The sequence below is a fragment of the Paenibacillus terrisolis genome (genome assembly GCF_056171975.1).
Genome location: NZ_JBKFGG010000026.1, coordinates 106356 through 123170, shown reverse-complemented (window position 1 = coordinate 123170; position 16815 = coordinate 106356). Strand labels below are relative to the sequence as shown.

At 51.8% G+C, this 16815-nt stretch carries 19 protein-coding genes; 6 read left to right on the top strand and 13 right to left on the bottom strand.

Annotated elements, in window-relative coordinates; translation table 11 throughout:
• Window positions 1-322: 322 nt before the first annotated feature.
• Window positions 323-1156 (top strand): oxidoreductase, encoded by an 834-nt coding sequence (locus ACI48K_RS19175; protein ID WP_475029228.1) that lies wholly within the window; start codon window positions 323-325, stop codon window positions 1154-1156.
• Here ACI48K_RS19175 and ACI48K_RS19170 read toward each other — a convergent pair.
• The 4 genes from ACI48K_RS19170 to ACI48K_RS19155 all read right to left on the bottom strand — a co-directional run bounded on the left by ACI48K_RS19170 (window position 1128) and on the right by ACI48K_RS19155 (window position 4085).
• On the bottom strand, window positions 1128-1928 hold the full coding sequence (locus ACI48K_RS19170) for an EFR1 family ferrodoxin (RefSeq protein WP_475029227.1): 801 nt from the start codon (window positions 1926-1928) through the stop codon (window positions 1128-1130). The genes ACI48K_RS19175 and ACI48K_RS19170 overlap by 29 nt on opposite strands.
• A 48-nt stretch (window positions 1929-1976) precedes the next feature.
• Window positions 1977-2411 (bottom strand): FMN-binding protein, encoded by a 435-nt coding sequence (locus tag ACI48K_RS19165; protein ID WP_475029226.1) that lies wholly within the window; start codon window positions 2409-2411, stop codon window positions 1977-1979.
• A 15-nt stretch (window positions 2412-2426) separates the two neighbouring features.
• The gene (locus ACI48K_RS19160; RefSeq protein WP_475029225.1) at window positions 2427-3392 is read right to left on the bottom strand and encodes an FAD:protein FMN transferase; all 966 of its coding nucleotides are present in this window, start codon (window positions 3390-3392) and stop codon (window positions 2427-2429) included.
• Window positions 3393-3506: 114 nt separating this feature from the next.
• A complete protein-coding gene (locus ACI48K_RS19155; protein ID WP_475029224.1) occupies window positions 3507-4085 on the bottom strand; it encodes a TetR/AcrR family transcriptional regulator in 579 nt (192 codons plus the stop codon).
• 210 nt (window positions 4086-4295) lie between these two features.
• On the opposite strand from ACI48K_RS19155, the gene ACI48K_RS19150 reads away from it, so the two are divergent.
• Window positions 4296-4964: a hypothetical protein gene (locus tag ACI48K_RS19150; protein ID WP_475029223.1), complete on the top strand. Its 669-nt coding sequence runs from the start codon at window positions 4296-4298 to the stop codon at window positions 4962-4964.
• Window positions 4965-5291: 327 nt separating this feature from the next.
• On the opposite strand, the gene ACI48K_RS19145 is transcribed toward ACI48K_RS19150, so the two are convergent.
• Together ACI48K_RS19145 and ACI48K_RS19140 are read right to left on the bottom strand one after the other, a co-directional pair.
• Entirely contained in the window at window positions 5292-6191 is a 900-nt protein-coding gene (locus ACI48K_RS19145) for an SDR family oxidoreductase (protein WP_475029222.1), read from the bottom strand.
• A gap of 126 nt (window positions 6192-6317) precedes the next feature.
• Window positions 6318-7637: an APC family permease gene (locus ACI48K_RS19140; RefSeq protein WP_475029221.1), complete on the bottom strand. Its 1320-nt coding sequence runs from the start codon at window positions 7635-7637 to the stop codon at window positions 6318-6320.
• 197 nt (window positions 7638-7834) lie between these two features.
• On the opposite strand from ACI48K_RS19140, the gene ACI48K_RS19135 reads away from it, so the two are divergent.
• Entirely contained in the window at window positions 7835-8566 is a 732-nt protein-coding gene (locus tag ACI48K_RS19135; protein WP_475029220.1) for a cupin domain-containing protein, read from the top strand.
• Window positions 8567-8669: 103 nt separating this feature from the next.
• Here ACI48K_RS19135 and ACI48K_RS19130 read toward each other — a convergent pair whose 3' ends face one another.
• The 3 genes from ACI48K_RS19130 to ACI48K_RS19120 all read right to left on the bottom strand — a co-directional run bounded on the left by ACI48K_RS19130 (window position 8670) and on the right by ACI48K_RS19120 (window position 11087).
• Window positions 8670-9215: a glutathione peroxidase gene (locus ACI48K_RS19130; RefSeq protein WP_475029219.1), complete on the bottom strand. Its 546-nt coding sequence runs from the start codon at window positions 9213-9215 to the stop codon at window positions 8670-8672.
• A gap of 113 nt (window positions 9216-9328) precedes the next feature.
• Window positions 9329-10243, bottom strand: a complete 915-nt coding sequence (gene pfkB / locus ACI48K_RS19125) for a 1-phosphofructokinase (protein ID WP_475029218.1) — start codon at window positions 10241-10243, stop codon at window positions 9329-9331.
• A gap of 214 nt (window positions 10244-10457) precedes the next feature.
• Window positions 10458-11087 carry an O-methyltransferase gene (locus ACI48K_RS19120; protein WP_475029217.1) on the bottom strand — a complete coding sequence of 210 codons (630 nt, stop codon included), beginning with the start codon at window positions 11085-11087 and terminating at the stop codon, window positions 10458-10460.
• A gap of 169 nt (window positions 11088-11256) precedes the next feature.
• Between ACI48K_RS19120 and ACI48K_RS19115 the strand changes: the two genes are divergently transcribed.
• From ACI48K_RS19115 to ACI48K_RS19105, 3 genes are read left to right on the top strand one after another with little or no spacing between them, the layout of a single operon-like run.
• A complete protein-coding gene (locus tag ACI48K_RS19115; RefSeq protein ID WP_475029216.1) occupies window positions 11257-12402 on the top strand; it encodes a THUMP domain-containing class I SAM-dependent RNA methyltransferase in 1146 nt (381 codons plus the stop codon).
• A gap of 48 nt (window positions 12403-12450) precedes the next feature.
• Window positions 12451-14469, top strand: a complete 2019-nt coding sequence (locus tag ACI48K_RS19110; protein WP_475029215.1) for an LTA synthase family protein — start codon at window positions 12451-12453, stop codon at window positions 14467-14469.
• Between the two features lie 57 nt (window positions 14470-14526).
• Window positions 14527-14841, top strand: a complete 315-nt coding sequence (locus ACI48K_RS19105) for a putative quinol monooxygenase (RefSeq protein WP_475029214.1) — start codon at window positions 14527-14529, stop codon at window positions 14839-14841.
• A 45-nt stretch (window positions 14842-14886) separates the two neighbouring features.
• On the opposite strand, the gene ACI48K_RS19100 is transcribed toward ACI48K_RS19105, so the two are convergent.
• The 4 genes from ACI48K_RS19100 to ACI48K_RS19085 form a co-directional block, all read right to left on the bottom strand.
• Window positions 14887-15123 carry a YuzB family protein gene (locus ACI48K_RS19100; protein ID WP_475029213.1) on the bottom strand — a complete coding sequence of 79 codons (237 nt, stop codon included), beginning with the start codon at window positions 15121-15123 and terminating at the stop codon, window positions 14887-14889.
• A gap of 30 nt (window positions 15124-15153) precedes the next feature.
• Complete coding sequence (locus ACI48K_RS19095; protein WP_475029212.1) at window positions 15154-15456, bottom strand: iron-sulfur cluster assembly accessory protein; 303 nt, start codon at window positions 15454-15456, stop codon at window positions 15154-15156.
• A 131-nt stretch (window positions 15457-15587) separates the two neighbouring features.
• Complete coding sequence (locus ACI48K_RS19090; RefSeq protein ID WP_475029211.1) at window positions 15588-15827, bottom strand: hypothetical protein; 240 nt, start codon at window positions 15825-15827, stop codon at window positions 15588-15590.
• Window positions 15828-15911: 84 nt separating this feature from the next.
• The gene (locus ACI48K_RS19085; RefSeq protein WP_475029210.1) at window positions 15912-16811 is read right to left on the bottom strand and encodes a M14 family metallopeptidase; all 900 of its coding nucleotides are present in this window, start codon (window positions 16809-16811) and stop codon (window positions 15912-15914) included.
• Window positions 16812-16815 lie beyond the last annotated feature (4 nt).

The window sequence follows — 16815 nt, the reverse complement described above, 5'->3', positions numbered from 1 at the left end:
AAAACGACCATAAAAAAAGGCCAACCAGAAATTCTGGCTAACCTGATAATACGAAGACCGCTATTTTAAGTGTCGGAGGGATGAGAAGGATGCGCGTTTTGGGGCGTCGGTGGCCAGAGCAAATAACTTGTTCTGACGCAAATCCTCAAGTCGATCCGGTACCTGTCCAAAAGCCATTACAGATGACTTTCGAGACTCGGAGTGATATTAAATAGACAATATACGTCTCTTTTGTTTACTTTGTATGTGTAATGTGTTATTCTTCATACGAACCGCAAAACGCGCACTAATAACCTATATCCGAGAAAGGATGAAGAATAGCATGTCGAAAGTATGGCTTATTACCGGAAGCTCCCGGGGACTGGGCAAAGAGCTTGCCATTGCGGCGCTGGAAAAAGGTGACCGGGTCGTCGCCACCGCACGCCGTCCCGAGCAGCTTCGCGAACTGTCGGAAACATATGGCGATCGGGTTCGCACCATTGAGCTTGATGTCACGGAGGCGGAGGCCGCTCGTGCCGCCGTACAAACAGCGCTGGACGAATTTGGAGCCCTCGACATCGTTGTCAATAACGCCGGATACGCAAACAGCGCACCGATCGAGGAGATGGACGATGAGGACTTTCGTGCGCAGATCGAAACGAATTTATTCGGTGTAGTGAATGTGACGAAAGCCGCTTTGCCCGTCCTCCGCAAACAGCGCTCGGGCCACATTATCCAGTTTTCGTCCATAGGCGGACGAGTCGGCGGAACGCCCGGAATGGGAGCGTATCAAACCGCTAAATACGCGGTTGAAGGCTTCTCCGAAGTATTAAATAACGAAGTGAAGCCGCTTGGCATCAAAGTCATCATTGTCGAGCCGGGCGGATTCCGCACCGATTGGAACGGTTCGTCGATGCGCAAAAGCCCGGTTGGCGCGGATTATGAAGAGACGGTCGGCGCGCTGCATCGGTTCCGCGAATCGTTTGAAGGGAAACAGCCCGGGGACCCGGCCCGCGCCGCGAAAATAATTACGGACCTGGTGCAGCTTGAAGAGCCGCCGCTCCGCCTTTTGCTCGGTTCGGATGCCCTTAGCGCCGCCGACAAAGCCTCCAAAGCCCGCGCTGCCGAAGCCGAAGCTTGGGCCGAACTCAGCCGTTCAACCGATTTTCCTTTATAATTTCCTGAATGCTGATATGAGGGTTGGTGTACCTTCCTTTTTTTATAGTAGCTTTACCGTATTGAATCGCTTTCGAGGGGCAGTAGTGAACGCACGCCAGGCATTGGGTGCAGCGCTGTCCCCATTGCGGTCCATCCGTAACTTTAATATTGCGAAGGTTGCATACCTTTTCGCATATACCGCAGCCGGTACAGCGGTCATCCGCAAAAAATTTCGACGCGTCCGAAGCATGTTTGGCAAACATAGGGTTGACCACTCCGGTTAATATCCAAGCGAATCGGCCTTTTTCGACACGGAACTCCGATGTTCTGCGATGAATCGCTTGGTTAATGTCCCGCAGGACTTGGCTCGCCGAGATCAGTTTTTCCTGCTCGATCTCTTTGGAATCCACGTCGCCCATTAAAATATAGTTGTTCGGCATGACGATGGAGAATCCGCCGTTTAACGTAATTCCCCGTCCCTTCAGCCTGGCCTTTACGACCTCCATGGTATTACCCGCGCTGCCTCCGCAGGTAGCAACGGAGAATACGTAATTTCCCCGGTAATGATTCAGCTTGAGTTTTGAGATAAATTCAAGTACGATAGGCGGCGGCCCCCATGCATAAACCGGGTGCACGAATCCTACGATTTCATTTTCTTTCAGATCGTATTCGTAGCTGCTCCCCCCGCCGTTAACCGCCGCGGATATGGACACCAGTTCTTCGGCGCTTTGGCTGGCGATATGTTTGGCGGCAAAAAGTGAATTGCCCGTCCCCGAAAAATAAAATATCATCGTTTACCCCTCTTTCGTTCCGTTAGAAAGTCCCCATTGCTGCAAAAGCTATTTCAGGGCATGTTTAAGCGCATCTTCCACCGACTTAAGGTAAGCCTTCGAAGTAATCGTCGCTCCGCTGATCGTATCTACCTGTAAAGACTGCGACCGGACAACCCTTCCGAACAATTCGTTCGAGAATTCGGACGTGCGTTTCTCCTTGTTCATCAACACCTTGATATCCGTTACTTTGCCCGAGGATATAGTTACCTGGACCTTATTGGCTCTCATTTTGTACTTTCCGCCTTCGTACTCTCCGGTATAAGTACCGTCTTTGAGCTGTTTGAAATTCACGTTAGAAATAGGCAGATTCCTACCTTCACGCCGCTCCCCTTCCGTAAAAAGCATTGCTCCGCCCGCTCCCGCCACCAAAAGAATAACCAGTCCAATAATCCACATTTTCAATCTCCCTTTCTTTTTCCGGATGTTCCGCTTTTCTGTCATATCGACCCTCTCCTTTCATCTCTCCAGAATATATGTCTTCATCTCCTCACTCGCCCGAAAGCGGTCTTTCAGTCCCGGAGTAACGTGAATCCGCAAGTCGCTGTCCACGAAAATAGCCTCTGCCTCCGGAAAGCTCCCCAAAAGCTCCATGCCTCTATTGAGCCCGGCGACAAACAAGATGGTCGACAACGCATCGGCAGCCATAGCACTGTCCGTAATCACAGTTGCGCTTACCAAACCCGATTCCGCCGGATAGCCCGTGGAGGGGTCCAAAATATGGTGGCGCCGTTTCCCCTCGCCGTCCACAAAGTAACGCTGGTCATCGCCGGATGTGACTACCGCCCGGTCCGTAACCGAAACGACGCCGGCCAATCTCTTCTCATGTCTGGGATGCCGGATTCCCACACGCCACGGCGATCCGTCCGGCCTTGCCCCCAACACGGCCACGTTTCCGCCGATATTTGAGAATGCCGATGAAATGCCGAATTTCCGGAACACCTCCAAAATTTTATCGCTGGCGTACCCTTTCCCGATTCCTCCGAGGTCGATGGATTGTCCCGGTTTGGAAAGCCCTGCTGTCATTGCCGAAGAATCCAACGCTATATCCTTATAGTTCACCAGAGTAAGGGCTTCCCTGATCCTCCTCTCTTCGGGAATACGTGACGCATACTTGTAATTCCACAGCTTTACCAAAGGTCCGATAGTAACATCGAACAAGCCCAGACAACGGCGGGAAAAGCCAACGGCAGTCGATAACACTTCATAGGCTTCGGTGCTGATCCTTTCAGGCCTTTTGCCGGCGGATTCGTTGATTCTGCCGACCTCGCTGCCCGGAATAAACCGGCTCAGCATATTTTCCAGCCTTTCCGCCTCAGCTTCTGCGGCACGCAGCGCTTCCTTGGCAAGTTCGCCGAACGCGTTATGCAATATTTCCGTCCCCATCCCAAGGCTTATGGATTGGACGGCTACGGCTTGGCTCACGTCTTTCTCCTCCTATCTATGGCTTAACATGCCAAAATATTCCTGCATATTGAATGAACATTTTTATATTCATTCATTTTACGGTGCCGGAAATTTTTCCGGCCCGAACTCTCACTAAAACGGCTTCGCTAACCCTTTCATAACAAACTCCGTCATGTGATCCAACAATTCGGGGAAAAATTCAAGCCCGATTTCTTCTTTATGGGTATCGATATTAATCAATGCCCCAAAAATGGCCATGATCATCTCAAGCTTGATATCGCTCCGCATCTTTCCTTCTTCCTGCCATTTTTGAACCATTTCGGCCGCACCGCCGTATATGAAATCAACCGCATCGTTTCCCTGATCCTCGCGATATTGCTTTTCAATTTTGCCGAAGACGTCCCGGTTGTACCATTCTTTCAGAATGGGATTCGATTTCATTCCCTCGAGGTTCATCGACAGAAATCCTTTGATCATGGATAACGGATCCTGGCCGGGATCAATAGCTGTCACCATACTTTTTTTCAGCTTGACGTTCTCCTCCAGAAAAATGTCCATAAACAACTTTTCTTTCGATGAATAGTAGTTGTAGAAAGTACCCACGGCCATTCCCGCTTTTTTCGTAATGTCGGCGATGCTGGTATCTTTAAATCCCTTTGCGCTGAACAATTCTTTTCCGCAGCGAAAGAGTTCGGCTTTTTTGTCCTCCACTTGGTGTACCTCCAATTTAGTATATATACCGGATAGGTGAACGGTGAATGAATAATTTTTAATTCATTCATAATGTAAAGCAGATCCGCGCTTCTGTCAATCGGTATTTGAAATCACTTCGGATAACGGATACTATCATAGTAAGACGAAGAACGTCCCGATCCATTTATATGGAGCCGGGGCGTTTTATTTTTTGGGGAGGGAAATAGGATGACTTTTGAACAATCGCATTCCATCTTTATCGAACATCATCTGCGTCGGAGAAACGGTGAAAGAAAGGGGCGTTTGGAGCGAGGGCACCGGGAAGCCGAAAAATTGTTTTGCCGCAACGTTTGGTGGCCGCTTCGCGGTAATTTCGACGATTTGCATCCGGAGTATGAGGTTCTCGATTGGCGAGGGCTGTCGTACTTCTGCGACTTCGCCTGGCTTACGCCTCCGGTAAAGCTGATTATGGAAGTCAAGGGATTTGGAGCGCATGTAAAAGATATGGACCGGCAAAAATACTGCAACGAGCTGAATCGGGAAACGTTTTTGGCAGCGATGGGGTTTCAGGTTATCTCTTTTGCTTATGACGACGCCGCTAACCGTCCCGAACTATGCATAACACTTCTGCGATTGGTGTTAAGCCGTTATCAGACATCCTTTGCTCAGGTTGATTTCGATGATGTCATGGAAAGAGAGATTCTCCGCTTAGCCTGCACGCTAGGCCGCCCGCTGCGCCCAATCGATGTAGAGACTTATTTAAGCATAAATCATCGCACCGCGGTTCGAGTGCTTCAATCGTTATGTACTAAGGGGTTATTTGCCGCGGTCTACGGGGTAAAAGGCAAGCATATCGTGAGATACGAGCTTCAAACGAACGCGATACAGCGACTATGAACACCTATGACCAAAACCTGCAAAAATACATCTTTTGGAACCTTTTTGCATGCATGATGGTTGAATTCCTGCAAAATTGCAGTTTTTTGAGCATAGTAAGCTGTGATTTAGACGATAATGGCCTAAATTCCTGCACTTTTGCAGGTTTTCTCCAGAACGAGCCTGTAGAAGCCAAAAAGCTGCACTTTTGCAGGCTTTTTTCACGTACGTCGCAGTGAGCGGCTGTGAAAGCCGAAAATTGAGATATAGTAGAGGGCCGCAAAAATAGCAGTATCGTACTGCAATCGATTACGGATATCCGGAGCGGATCTGTCCCGGGATTTCAAATCAAGTCACGACCGATCCGCCGTTTGCAAACATAATTTGGCCGGAGATGTAGGAGGCATCGTCGGACGCCAGCAGCACATAGACCGGTGCCAGCTCGAACGGCTGCCCCGGCCGCCGCAGCGGCACCTCCGTGCCGAAGGTCCGCACCTCCTCCGCCGTAAACGCGGAAGGGATCAGCGGCGTCCACGTCGGTCCGGGCGCCACCGCGTTGACGCGGATACCCTGGTCGGCCAGAGACAAGGCTAACGAGCGGGTAAAGGATACGATGGCCCCTTTGGTTGCCGTATAATCGATCATGTTGGCCATGCCGGAAAACGCCGTGTCCGAGGTCGTGTTAATGATAGAGCTTCCTGCCGCCAAAAAGGGCAACGCGGCTTTGGTCATATCGAAGAATGAAAGGATATTCGTCTGGAACGTATTCATCAGTTGCTCCCTCGTAATATCCAATATGCTGCTTTGATGGAATTGCACGCCATGATTATTGACCAAAATGTTCAGCCGTCCAAAAGTTTGGATCGTTTGCTTCACGACAAAACGGCAGGCCTCCTCCTGACGCAAATCCGCGGCAATGGTCACGCACTCCCGTCCGAGCTCCCGGATCGCTTGCTTTGTTTCGGCCGCATCCCGATGCTCGTCTAAATAAGGAATGACCAGATCGGCGCCTTCCTTGGCGAACGCGATCGCCACCGCGCGTCCGATCCCGCTATCCCCTCCGGTGACGATCGCTATCCTTTGATTCAGCCTTCCGCTACCGGTATAGGCTAAATTGCTCGATATCGGACGGGGATCCATCACATATTCAAACCCGGGATGCCGGTCCTGATGCTGCGGGGGAAACACAACGGGAACGTTCGTGCAGCGGTGTTCCCAGCCCATATAAGGATACATGGGATACGGCATGGTCCTCTTCACTCTCCTCTCAATTTCTGTCGCTCCTCACCTATTTTTATGGACGGCCGAAACGAAAAATGCGGAGAACGTAAAGTTCCCCGCATCCGGTGACTACCGATTTTTCCAGTTATTCTTTTAATCCTTTGTTGGACGGCTCATGAAGTAATATACCGGCAGCCCGATCAAAGTAATGCCGATGCCAATCATCGATTGAACCGGATTGCTGATCACCGTGCTCCCCAAAATATACACGCCGCCCACGATACCGACCAGGGGCGTCAGCGGGAAGAGCGGAACGCGGTACAGTCCTGACCCGGCCGGTTTTCTCCGCCGCAGCAGGAATACCCCGAACACACCCATCGTAAAAAAGATCCAGAGTACGAAAATCAGCAAATTCGTCAAAGTATCAAACGTCCCGGAAAAGATATAGATTATCGCCAATAGTCCTTGAAAAATCAGCGCATTCGCCGGCGTCTGAAATTTCGGGTGGATCCGGCTGAGCATCCGTGAGAATGGAAGTTCACCCTTTTCGCCCATCGCCTGCGGAACCCGAGCCGCGGTCATCAGATAGCCGTTCAGCGCTCCCAATACGGACACGATGATGCCGGCCGTAATAAAGCTGCCGCCCCCGCCCCCGAATAACTTTTCCGCCGCGTCGGCACTGGGCGCCTTCGAGCTCACAATCGCCTCGTAAGGCAATACCTTGAAAATGGCGAAATTGAACAGCACATACACGAATATCACAAAAATAACGCCGATGGAAATGACCTTCGGCAGCGTTTTGGCCGGGTTCTTGATCTCCCCCGCCATATTCGTCACGCCGATCCAGCCGTCGTACGCCCACAGCGTGCCTAGCACCGCTACGCCAAATCCGGCGCCCGTCGCGGCCGAATGAATGCCGCCGAAACCCGGAGCCCCGCCGGAAAACAGCCCGAAACCGATAATCCCTACGACCGGAACGAGCTTGCCGACCGTCGCGATGGTCTGGATCATGCCACCGTATTTCGTAGCGATGACGTTCATGACGAGTATAAATATCAAAATAGCTACGGCGAGGAGTTTTTGTTCAAGCCCGTTCATCGGAATGAAAAATCCGGAATATGAGGCGAATGCAATCGCCAGTGCCGCCACCGAAGCCGGATAAGAAATGATCGTCTGCACCCAGCCGAGCAGAAAGCCGAATACGTTCCCGTAGAGCTCGCCAAGATAGGCGTACAGTCCGCCGGTCTTAGGAATCGCCGAGGAGATTTCCGCAACGGAAAGGGCCGCTGCCAAAGTAATGATCCCGCCGGCTACCCAAGCCAGGATGCTCATCCAAGGCGAGCCCGCGTCGCTGAGCACGATGCCCGGTTTGAGGAAAATGCCCGATCCGATGATCACGCCTACCACAATCGCCAGCGCTTCGATAAAAGTCACCGATTTTTTTAAAGCACGGTTTTCGTTTTGAGTTTCCATGAATTCACAATTCCTTCTGGCTGCCGTATTTTATATAGCCAAGCCCGCATCATTATACTTTACCCTGCATTTATTAATCAATCGAATTTTGTGAAAAACGGAACATTCGCTTCCGAATCACACTAAATAGGTCTGCATCATAGGATACTTCATCAGGGCAAAAGCCCATATCATCAAAAGAAAGGCAGGGAACGCAAGTGGCTGTATCTTATATGGATTTTACCTCCCCTAATGTTCAGTTCACGTATGATCTCAAAAACAATCCTTTTTTCATAAAGGATAGTCACAATTATATTAACGCTCTTGGAATCGACCAACTGAATACTTTGGGGAATACGTCGATTTTGGAAATCCGCCTCACCAGAGGAAATGTCGTCGAACCGCATATTCATCAAAACGCTTCGGAATTGGTTTACTGCATCGCAGGCTCGGCGGTCGTGTCCTTGATCAATCCCTTTACGAAAAAACTGCTCAATTTTCCGGTTCACCCGGGCCAAGTCGCCAATGTTCCGCAAGGGTGGTGGCATTACGAGATCGCAACGGCCGACGACACCAAGTTGATTGCGATCTTCGATGCGCCGGTTCCGGAAATCATCACGGCCTCCGATATGCTGAGATTAACGCCGGCAAGTGTGTTTGCCCATACTTACTGCCTTGACGAAAACAAAGTGAAAGAAGCGTTTGCCCCTCTGAAGGATACGGTCATCATCGGACCTCCCGCAAATTGCGTGAAGGGTGCCGAGAACAAACCGAACGCTCCGGTCGGCGCCACGGTCCCTGTGACTCCTTCAGCCCCGTCGCCGATGACCTACGCGCCCTCGGGTTACTACACTCGGGAATCTGAACAACAGCCGCCTCACCAGCAGGAATTTCCGCAGCAGTTCATCGGCAACGGATGGAGCCACCTGTACCGGAATGAGCAGCAGTAAGCTGCGCCAAATCCAAACTTTTGAAAAACTCAATCAAAAAAGCACTGCAGCCCGATTAGGTTGCAGTGCTTTTTTTTCACGTAAAGTGACCGGATCAAAGAAACTAGATGAGCTTCTCGATGGCATTCCCAATCTCCAGCGGATCGACCGGCGACTCAAATCGCTGAACGGGTTCGCCCTCACGGTTAATCAAGAACTTCGTAAAATTCCACTTGATCTCATTGTTGGTCAATGATTCTGGGTTATGTTCAGCCAGGATATCATGCAAAAATTTAGCGTTTGAGTTCTCGAGGTCAAAGCCCTGGAACGGCAGGCGCTCCGTCAAGTAAGCGAACAAAGGGTGTTTGTCGGGACCCAGGACGTCGATTTTCTCAAACATAGGGAACGTTACCCCATAATTCAAGGTGCAGAAAGCCTGGATATTCTCATTGCTGTCCGGTTCTTGTCCGCCAAACTGGTTGCAGGGGAATCCGACAATTACGAGGCCTTTATCCATATAAGTCTCATACAGCTTCTGCAAGCTTTCGTATTGGGGAGTATAGCCGCATTTGCTTGCCGTATTTACTACCAGAAGAACCTTTCCTTGATAGGCATCCAAGCCGATTTCCTGACCGCGGATGTTTTTCGCTTTGTATTCGTATATGCTCATTCCACAACCTCCTGCGAAGAAAAAGTTTGCCTTCATATGGTAACATACGACTTGCTCGTAAAGGCGTCAAGCCGATAGATTCCCGATCGCTGCATGGCCGATAAAAGCTTTTCTTAACGCCATCTTGAAATAGCCACTTGAGAACGAAGCTTGTCCATTTGCTCTTTTTCGGCCAGATCATCGGAATACGCCGTAGCGCTCCCGGCTGCCGCCCCCGTGCGGAACGCTTCAAGGAAATCCCCGCCAAGCGCCAGCGTACCGACAAATCCGGCGATCATCGAATCCCCGGCCCCGGCCGAATTCCTTACGGATCCTGACGGAGCGCTTGCGTGATAAACCGTATCCGCCGTAATGAGCAAAGCTCCTTCCTCCGCCATGGAAATCAGCACATGCTGCGCGCCATCCTCAAGTAGTTTGCTGCCATAGAACACAAGCTCCTCCCGGGTCTCAATCTTCACCCCGAACAGCTCAGCCAATTCGTGATGGTTGGGCTTCACGAGCAGCGGCCTATGAACAAGTGCCTGCCGTAGCGCCTCTCCGGTCGTGTCGATCACAAAATCGGCTCCAACCTGTATGCAAGCGCCGATCAAGCTCCCGTAAAAATCGCCGCCCAACGAAGGAGGAACGCTTCCGGACAAGACGAGAACATCCCCTTTACGCAGCGCCGACAGCTTTTGCAGCAAGCCCTCCGCTTCTTCGCGAGAAATTTCCGGGCCTTGGCCGTTGATTTCCGTCTCTTCTCCATGCTTCAGCTTGATGTTAATCCGGGTATCCCCCGCTACGCGCACGAAGTCGGTCCGAATCGATTCCGCCCGCAAAAGCTCCTCGATATGCCGTCCGGTAAATCCCCCCAAAAAACCAAGCGCGGTGTTCTCCACCCCCAATCTGCTCAGGACGCGGGAAACGTTGATCCCTTTTCCGCCCGGAAGCTTGAGATCCCGGGTCATCCGATTCAAAGCGCCCGTCTTCAAATTCGCAATTTCCACAATGTAATCAATCGATGGATTTAACGTAACCGTATATATCATTTCGACTCCCCGATTAGTTTAGTTTGAGTTAAGTTCCGCAGTTTAACGATCCCCAGCTGTTAACAGCGTACCACAAAAGTACCGTAAACCCTTTCAAAATCAAGCCCTGCCGCCAAAAAAGAAAGTAAAAATCCCCCGTAATTATTTTGTGGTAATTTTCACAAAGAAAGACTCACTTTTTCAAGCGAGTCTTTCTTCATCGTTATTGATCCGGTTATTTGACCAAAGCCAAAGCTAAGCCGTCGTAAGCCGGCAGTACCGTGCTGGTCAACCGTTCGTCGCGGGCGATCATCTCGTTGAACCTCCGCATCGCTTGCACGGACGGTCCGTTCTTCTCCGGATTCAGCGTACGCCCCCGCAGCAGAAGGTTATCCCCGGCGATCAGCGCGCCCGGATTCGCCAGCTTGATGGCGTATTCCAGATAGGCCGGATAATTTTCTTTGTCCGCATCGATAAAAAAGAAGTCAAACCGTTCGCCGCGCTCCTCCAGGTCCTCCAAGCTGTCCAGCGCGGGCCCGATCCGATATTCGGCCGCGCCGCCGTATCCGGCTCCTTCCAGGTTTCTCCGCGCCAGTTCCGCGTTTTCCGCTTTCAGCTCCAGCGACACGAGCCGGCCGCCTTCCGCCAGCCCTCTCGCCAGACATACGCCGCTATATCCGCCAAGCGCGCCGATTTCAAGCACCGACTTCGCGCCCGACAGCTTGACCAGAAGGGTAAGCAACCGGCCGTAACCGGGGGCCACCGACACATCGTTCATTCCGCTGTCCAGAATCGATTGGGTCACCTTGGCCAGAACCTCGTCTTTTTTATATAATTCTTCACTGTATTGTTCCGAAGTAAGCATGGATTTCGTCGTCCTTTCTATTCCATTTTACCCAGGTGCGGATCATGCCCGATTGTCAATGATGGGTAAAATGAGGTTTGTAACTTGTTGAACATTGTCCTATACTGAATTGTATGGTTTTTGCCGCTATCCCACAAGTTTTGAGTAGAGCTGGAGTTGATCTTCTAATATGTCAGGACCTTTGCAACTTATCGCAACCGCTCCCATGGGGCTTGAAGCCGTGGTAGCCCGCGAACTGAAAGATTTAGGATACGCCGATACCGTGACCGAAAACGGCCGCGTGACCTTCAGCGGAGATTTTATCGATATTTGCAGCTGCAATTTGTGGCTGCGGACCTCCGATCGTATTTTGATCAAAATGGGCGAATTCTCCGCCGTGACGTTCGACGAGCTGTTCGAAGGCACGAAAGCGCTGCCTTGGGAGGACTGGATCCCCGCGAACGGGGAATTCCCGGTGGAAGGACGGTCGCATAAATCGCAGCTCAGCAGCGTCCCTGCTTGTCAGGGCATCGTCAAAAAAGCGGTGGTCGAAAAGCTGAAGCAGTCGTACACCACCGAATGGTTCGAGGAAACCGGCCCTCGTTACGTAATTGAGATTAATCTCCTGAACGACAAGGCGCTGCTTACGCTCGATACGACCGGTCCCGCGCTGCATAAACGCGGCTACCGCAAGCAGGCGACGGAAGCGCCGCTTAAGGAAACGATGGCGGCCGCGATGATCCTGCTCAGCCGCTGGAATCAAAACCCGGCGCGCCCGTTCTACGACCCGTGCTGCGGCTCGGGGACGCTGCCGATCGAAGCGGCGATGATCGGCTGGAACATCGCGCCCGGACTGCGGCGCACGTTCAACGCCGAGAGTTGGCCGGCCGTGCCGGAAGCGCTCTGGCAGCAGGCAAGAGAAGAAGCGATCGACGCGGTAAAAGACGACATTCCGCTGAATATCGCCGGCAGCGACATCGACCCGGAAGCGATCGAAATCGCCAAAGCTGCCGCCAAAGCCGCCGGACTTGCCAAGGAAATCGACTTTCAGGTTCTTCCCGCCGCCAGAATCCGCCCCGAGGGCGATTACGGCTGCATGATTACGAACCCTCCTTACGGGGAACGGATCGGGGAAGAAAAGGAAGTGCGCCGGCTGATTGCCCAGCTTGGTCGCGTGACCGCCGAGCTGCCGACCTGGTCCTTCTTCACTTTGACGCCAACCAAGCAGTTCGAGCACGATTTCCAGCGCAAAGCGGACAAGCGGCGCAAGCTGTTCAACGGCCGCATCGAATGTCAATATCTGCAGTTTCTGGGACCCCTTCCTCCACGCCATTAGGCTTCGGTGGGAGGGTTTCTCCCTTTACGAAAGGAGTCAGGCTTACATATGAATTTTTCTTCAAACCGCGGGTTTGGCGGTCAGAGCCGGATCGTCAATCTGCTGCAATTCCGCAATCTGGAGTATCTTTTATTTATCGCCGCTATCTTTTTAAAACTGAGAATTCTCCACTCCAACCTGCATGCCTTGTACATCGACATGAATTGGCTGGACGACATCATCGCCGTCGGCTCCATTTTGCTCGTTTCCTTCTGGACGATATGGCTGCCCCGAAGAGGAAGAACGATCGCGCTGATTAGTCTTAATGTTCTGCTTACCGCTCTTATTTTTTCGGATTTGGTATATTACCGCTATTTCGGGGATTTCATTACGGTACCGGTGCTGATGCAGGCCGGGCAGGTGAGTGAGCTCGGCGACAGCATCCAGTCGCTGATTCACCATTCCGATCTTTGGCTAATCGCAGACTGGGGGGCCTGGTTTTTGCTCATGGTCTTTTTTGCCCTTCGCGGCAAGCCGCGGAGCGTCTCAAACAATCATTTCCATGCCGGATACAGCTTTTCCATTCGTCCGGCTTCCCGCAAGCCCAAACGCCTGCGGCCGTTTTTGAACGGAGTGCTTGTCTTTGTGCTTGGTTTTGCCATGGCGGTCGGGCCGATCACATTTTACGCGAAAACCTGGGCGCTTGGCTTGTTCCAGAACAACTGGTGGAACGTGTCCCTGTACAACGTTACCGGACTGCTCGGATTTCATTATTACGACGCCTCCAAATACATCAAAGAGCATGTCGGAGGCCCCAAAAAGCTGTCCGCGGCAGAAAAAGACGAAATTCAGCAGTGGTTTAAAGATACGCAGGGAACCCGTCAAGTGGAGAACGACACGTTTGGCGCTTATAAGGACTCGAATGTCATCGTCGTTCAGGCCGAAGCTTTTATGAACTTTATGATCGGCAAAGAAATCGGCGGGCAGGAGATTACCCCCAACATCAACAAACTGATGAAGGAAAGCCTCTATTTCCCGAATTATTATCATCAAACCGGGCAAGGCCGTACTTCGGACGCCGATTTTTCTTCGCAAAGCTCGCTGCATCCGCTGCCGACCGGCTCGGTATTCGTCCGTTACCCGGAGAACGATTATGACGTGCTGCCGAAGATTTTAAAAGACCAGGGCTGTTATACCACGGCGGCCTTCCATGCTTACGAGGGCAGCTTCTGGAACCGGAATATCGTTTATAAAGCGATGGGATACGACCGGTTCTACAATAAAAAAGATTACAAAATCGACGAACCGCTCGGCTGGTCGCTTGGAGACAAGTCCTTCTTCCGCCAGTCGCTGGATTATATGACGCAGGAAAAGCAGCCGTTCTACTCGTTCCTGATCACTTTGTCGAGCCATCATCCTTATTCGCTTCCGGACCGCTTGCAGGAGCTGGACACGGGAGAATTCGACGGAACGATTTTCGGCGATTACCTGCAGGCGGTCCATTACGTGGATGCGGCTTTGGGCGAACTCGTCGACGGCATGAAGCAGGATGGTCTGTGGGACAATACAATATTGTATTTTTACGGAGATCATGACGACTCCATCACGGACAAAGCCGCTTACGAAAAATTCCTCGGCAAGCCGCTTACCGATTTGGACATGCATCAAATCATGAATCAAGTGCCGCTGCTTGTTCATCTTCCTGACGGCAAGCACGCGGGTATTTACGACGAACCCGCCGGGCAATTGGATATGGCTCCGTCGCTGCTGCATTTGCTGGGCATTCCATCGTCGCCCTATTATATGATGGGCAACAACATGTTTTCCGGCCCGGATACTCAAAGAATGGTGGTGCTTCGTTCGGGTGCGTTCACGGACGGCAAGCTGTATTATATTCCTTCGGCCGACAACCGGTTCGAAAACGGAAGCTGCTATGATCTCGCCACGCGGGACAAAACCGATATTGATTCGTGCCGGGCTCCTCATAAGGAAGCGCTGAAGCAGCTTGATATTTCGGATACGCTCGTTACCTCTAATTTGATAGCCGATTTTAGAAAGAATGATGATGCCGGCAGCACTACCCCTTAAAGTTGGTTTATTCGGCATATTTCGTTTATCATGAAGGCAAGGCCAAAAATAATCGAGGTGAAGAGCTTGGCAAAAACGGGGATGTATGCAAAGTTTACGGCGAAGTCCGGACAGCGGGAAGCCTTGCTGCAGATCTTGCTGGAAGCTTCGGCCGCTATGCAATCCATTGACGAATGCGAGCTGTACGTAGTGAATATTTCGGAGACGGATCCCGACTGCATATGGGTCACTGAGGTATGGAGCGATGCCTCGGCACATCAAGCTTCCCTTGAAATGGAAGAAACGAAGGCAGCCATTCAGAGGGCCATGCCGATGATCGCCGGCGTCGAACCCATCCGCATCGTGCCTGTGGGCGGCAAAGGAATAAAGTAAACAAAACCGCCGGAGAGCGCTTCTCCGGCGGTTTTGTCCTGCCATCTATTGTTCTTTCGGTTTCTTGACGAACGGCGCGGCCTTGGCCAGCACTTCATCTTCCGTAGGAGCGCTGACGTAACGGCCGTTGATATAAACGAATGCCCGTTTGCCGCAAGGGCCGCAGTAAGACTTGCAGCCGATTTTGATGTCGGCGTCCGGGGCGAGCTTTTGCAGCTTCGGCACAAAGGTCTTAATTCGGATATGATTGCATTTATCGCAAATGCGAATATCGTTTGCCATGCTTGGTCCCTTCTTTATAAGGTTGTGCTGTTAGTGGTCACCGTGGTTCCCTTGGGAAGGGTTCGTGATGACAAAACCTTCTTCCGGAAAATACAAGTAGTCGATTTTGATGCCTTGCAGGAGCGGCTCGTTCAAATCGACGATCACGTCGATTTCTTTGTCGGTCGATACGACTTGGTCCTTTTCGCCCGGCTTGACCAAATCAAGGCCATAGTGGGCATGGTCGCCATGGGAATGAGTAATGAAAACCTTCAGCACCAGACCCTTGTTCTCTTCCTTTTCCATTTCCTTCTTTATAACTTTGGCCGCATTGCGGGTAATTTTGACGCTCATATGATCTCTCCTGTCTCTAATGAACTTTACAAACTTTACAAGAGTAACTCGCTAACATTCCTATTGTAAAGAATAGGCGCTCATCGCGCAAGCATAACTCCTCGAAAAGCTCTCAAATCTTAGCTAAACCGTTAGGCCTCAGGATATTTGCGGTCCGCCCGGGCGACAAACCAGTCCATCAGGAGCAAGGTTACCGCCATGTCGTCCAAGGGAATCCAGGGCAAAACATCGGGCAGCACCCAATACAAAAGCGCGGGCGCGATTAAAAGCAGCTTATCGGCGACCGGTACGCGCGAGGAAGTGAGCAGCCTGGGAACCCGGCGAAAAATGCGGGACCACCGCCGCAGCGACCACCAATTTTTCCATTTCATTTTGAATAGATTCCCCCGCTTTCCTTTCTTTCTTATCTATAAGGTACCCGATTTCCCTGATTTCAAAAAGCAAAAAATCCGGGGTTACCCCCGGATAAAATGAACGAGAACCGGCTCCAATTGTTGATAGATCAGCTCGAAATCCCCGTAAGGTAGCGGATTGACTCCTTCTCCGGCTTCTACCGTAAACCCCGGACGCCGGAACTCCTGAATAAACCAGTCTTTGTAACCCGCGTCGCTGCCGCTCAGCTTGACAGCCCGGTATCCTCCCGCCAGAGCCATGCGTTCGGCCAACCCTTCCGCTTCCGGCGGCTCCATATCCCTGTAATTCCAATAGATTTCCTTCCCTTGCGTGTGCAGCGAAAGCACTCTGCTAAATCTCTTTTCGCGAGTCAACCCCGCTAATGCCGCTGCCTCCGGCTCGCTGAGCGGCGCGGTGCCGCCGAAGTCCTGGGGAGAAGGCCCTTCGGCCGCTCGGCGGTTATGCTCCTCTTCCCAGAACGCCGGAAACTGATCGTTCAAGTCCACGCCGCGAATGTTGGCTTTCCATCTGCTGAAATCGCCCGATTCCCCGTTCCATTCGAGCAGCTTATCCGCATACGGACATCCGGACGGAATGCCGTCCTGCGCCAAATTGGCTCCGTCCGGATTGGACAAAGGGACAAACCATAACGAATACCGGGTCAACCAATCGTTTGCACCTTCGATGCTCCGTCCCGCGAGCCGCTCCACAAATCTCAGCAGCAGCGGCGCCGTAATCCATTCATTTGCGTGGACCGCCGCGTTCAAATGCAGCAGTTCCGGACCGCCGCCAAGAACAAGAGCGTGGATCGGTTTCCCAAGCACGCTAAATCCGACTTGCTCGCGGGACATTTTCTTATATCTTTGCAGCAGCCGCTCCGAATCTTCCAGAAAACGTCCATACCTGTAACCGCCCTCAACCTGCACGATAAAAGGCTGGGCCCCTTCCGTTGCCGAACTCAATCGC

What these genes read in the sequence shown, in the direction of transcription:
- ACI48K_RS19175 (WP_475029228.1), top strand. Translation starts at nt 323, where the DNA reads ATGTCGAAAGTATGGCTTATTACCGGAAGCTCCCGGGGACTGGGCAAA.
- ACI48K_RS19170 (WP_475029227.1), bottom strand. Translation starts at nt 1,928, where the DNA reads ATGATATTTTATTTTTCGGGGACGGGCAATTCACTTTTTGCCGCCAAA.
- ACI48K_RS19165 (WP_475029226.1), bottom strand. Translation starts at nt 2,411, where the DNA reads ATGACAGAAAAGCGGAACATCCGGAAAAAGAAAGGGAGATTGAAAATG.
- ACI48K_RS19150 (WP_475029223.1), top strand. Translation starts at nt 4,296, where the DNA reads ATGACTTTTGAACAATCGCATTCCATCTTTATCGAACATCATCTGCGT.
- ACI48K_RS19145 (WP_475029222.1), bottom strand. Translation starts at nt 6,191, where the DNA reads ATGCCGTATCCCATGTATCCTTATATGGGCTGGGAACACCGCTGCACG.
- ACI48K_RS19140 (WP_475029221.1), bottom strand. Translation starts at nt 7,637, where the DNA reads ATGGAAACTCAAAACGAAAACCGTGCTTTAAAAAAATCGGTGACTTTT.
- ACI48K_RS19130 (WP_475029219.1), bottom strand. Translation starts at nt 9,215, where the DNA reads ATGAGCATATACGAATACAAAGCGAAAAACATCCGCGGTCAGGAAATC.
- pfkB (WP_475029218.1), bottom strand. Translation starts at nt 10,243, where the DNA reads ATGATATATACGGTTACGTTAAATCCATCGATTGATTACATTGTGGAA.
- ACI48K_RS19120 (WP_475029217.1), bottom strand. Translation starts at nt 11,087, where the DNA reads ATGCTTACTTCGGAACAATACAGTGAAGAATTATATAAAAAAGACGAG.
- ACI48K_RS19115 (WP_475029216.1), top strand. Translation starts at nt 11,257, where the DNA reads ATGTCAGGACCTTTGCAACTTATCGCAACCGCTCCCATGGGGCTTGAA.
- ACI48K_RS19110 (WP_475029215.1), top strand. Translation starts at nt 12,451, where the DNA reads ATGAATTTTTCTTCAAACCGCGGGTTTGGCGGTCAGAGCCGGATCGTC.
- ACI48K_RS19100 (WP_475029213.1), bottom strand. Translation starts at nt 15,123, where the DNA reads ATGGCAAACGATATTCGCATTTGCGATAAATGCAATCATATCCGAATT.
- ACI48K_RS19095 (WP_475029212.1), bottom strand. Translation starts at nt 15,456, where the DNA reads ATGAGCGTCAAAATTACCCGCAATGCGGCCAAAGTTATAAAGAAGGAA.
- ACI48K_RS19090 (WP_475029211.1), bottom strand. Translation starts at nt 15,827, where the DNA reads ATGAAATGGAAAAATTGGTGGTCGCTGCGGCGGTGGTCCCGCATTTTT.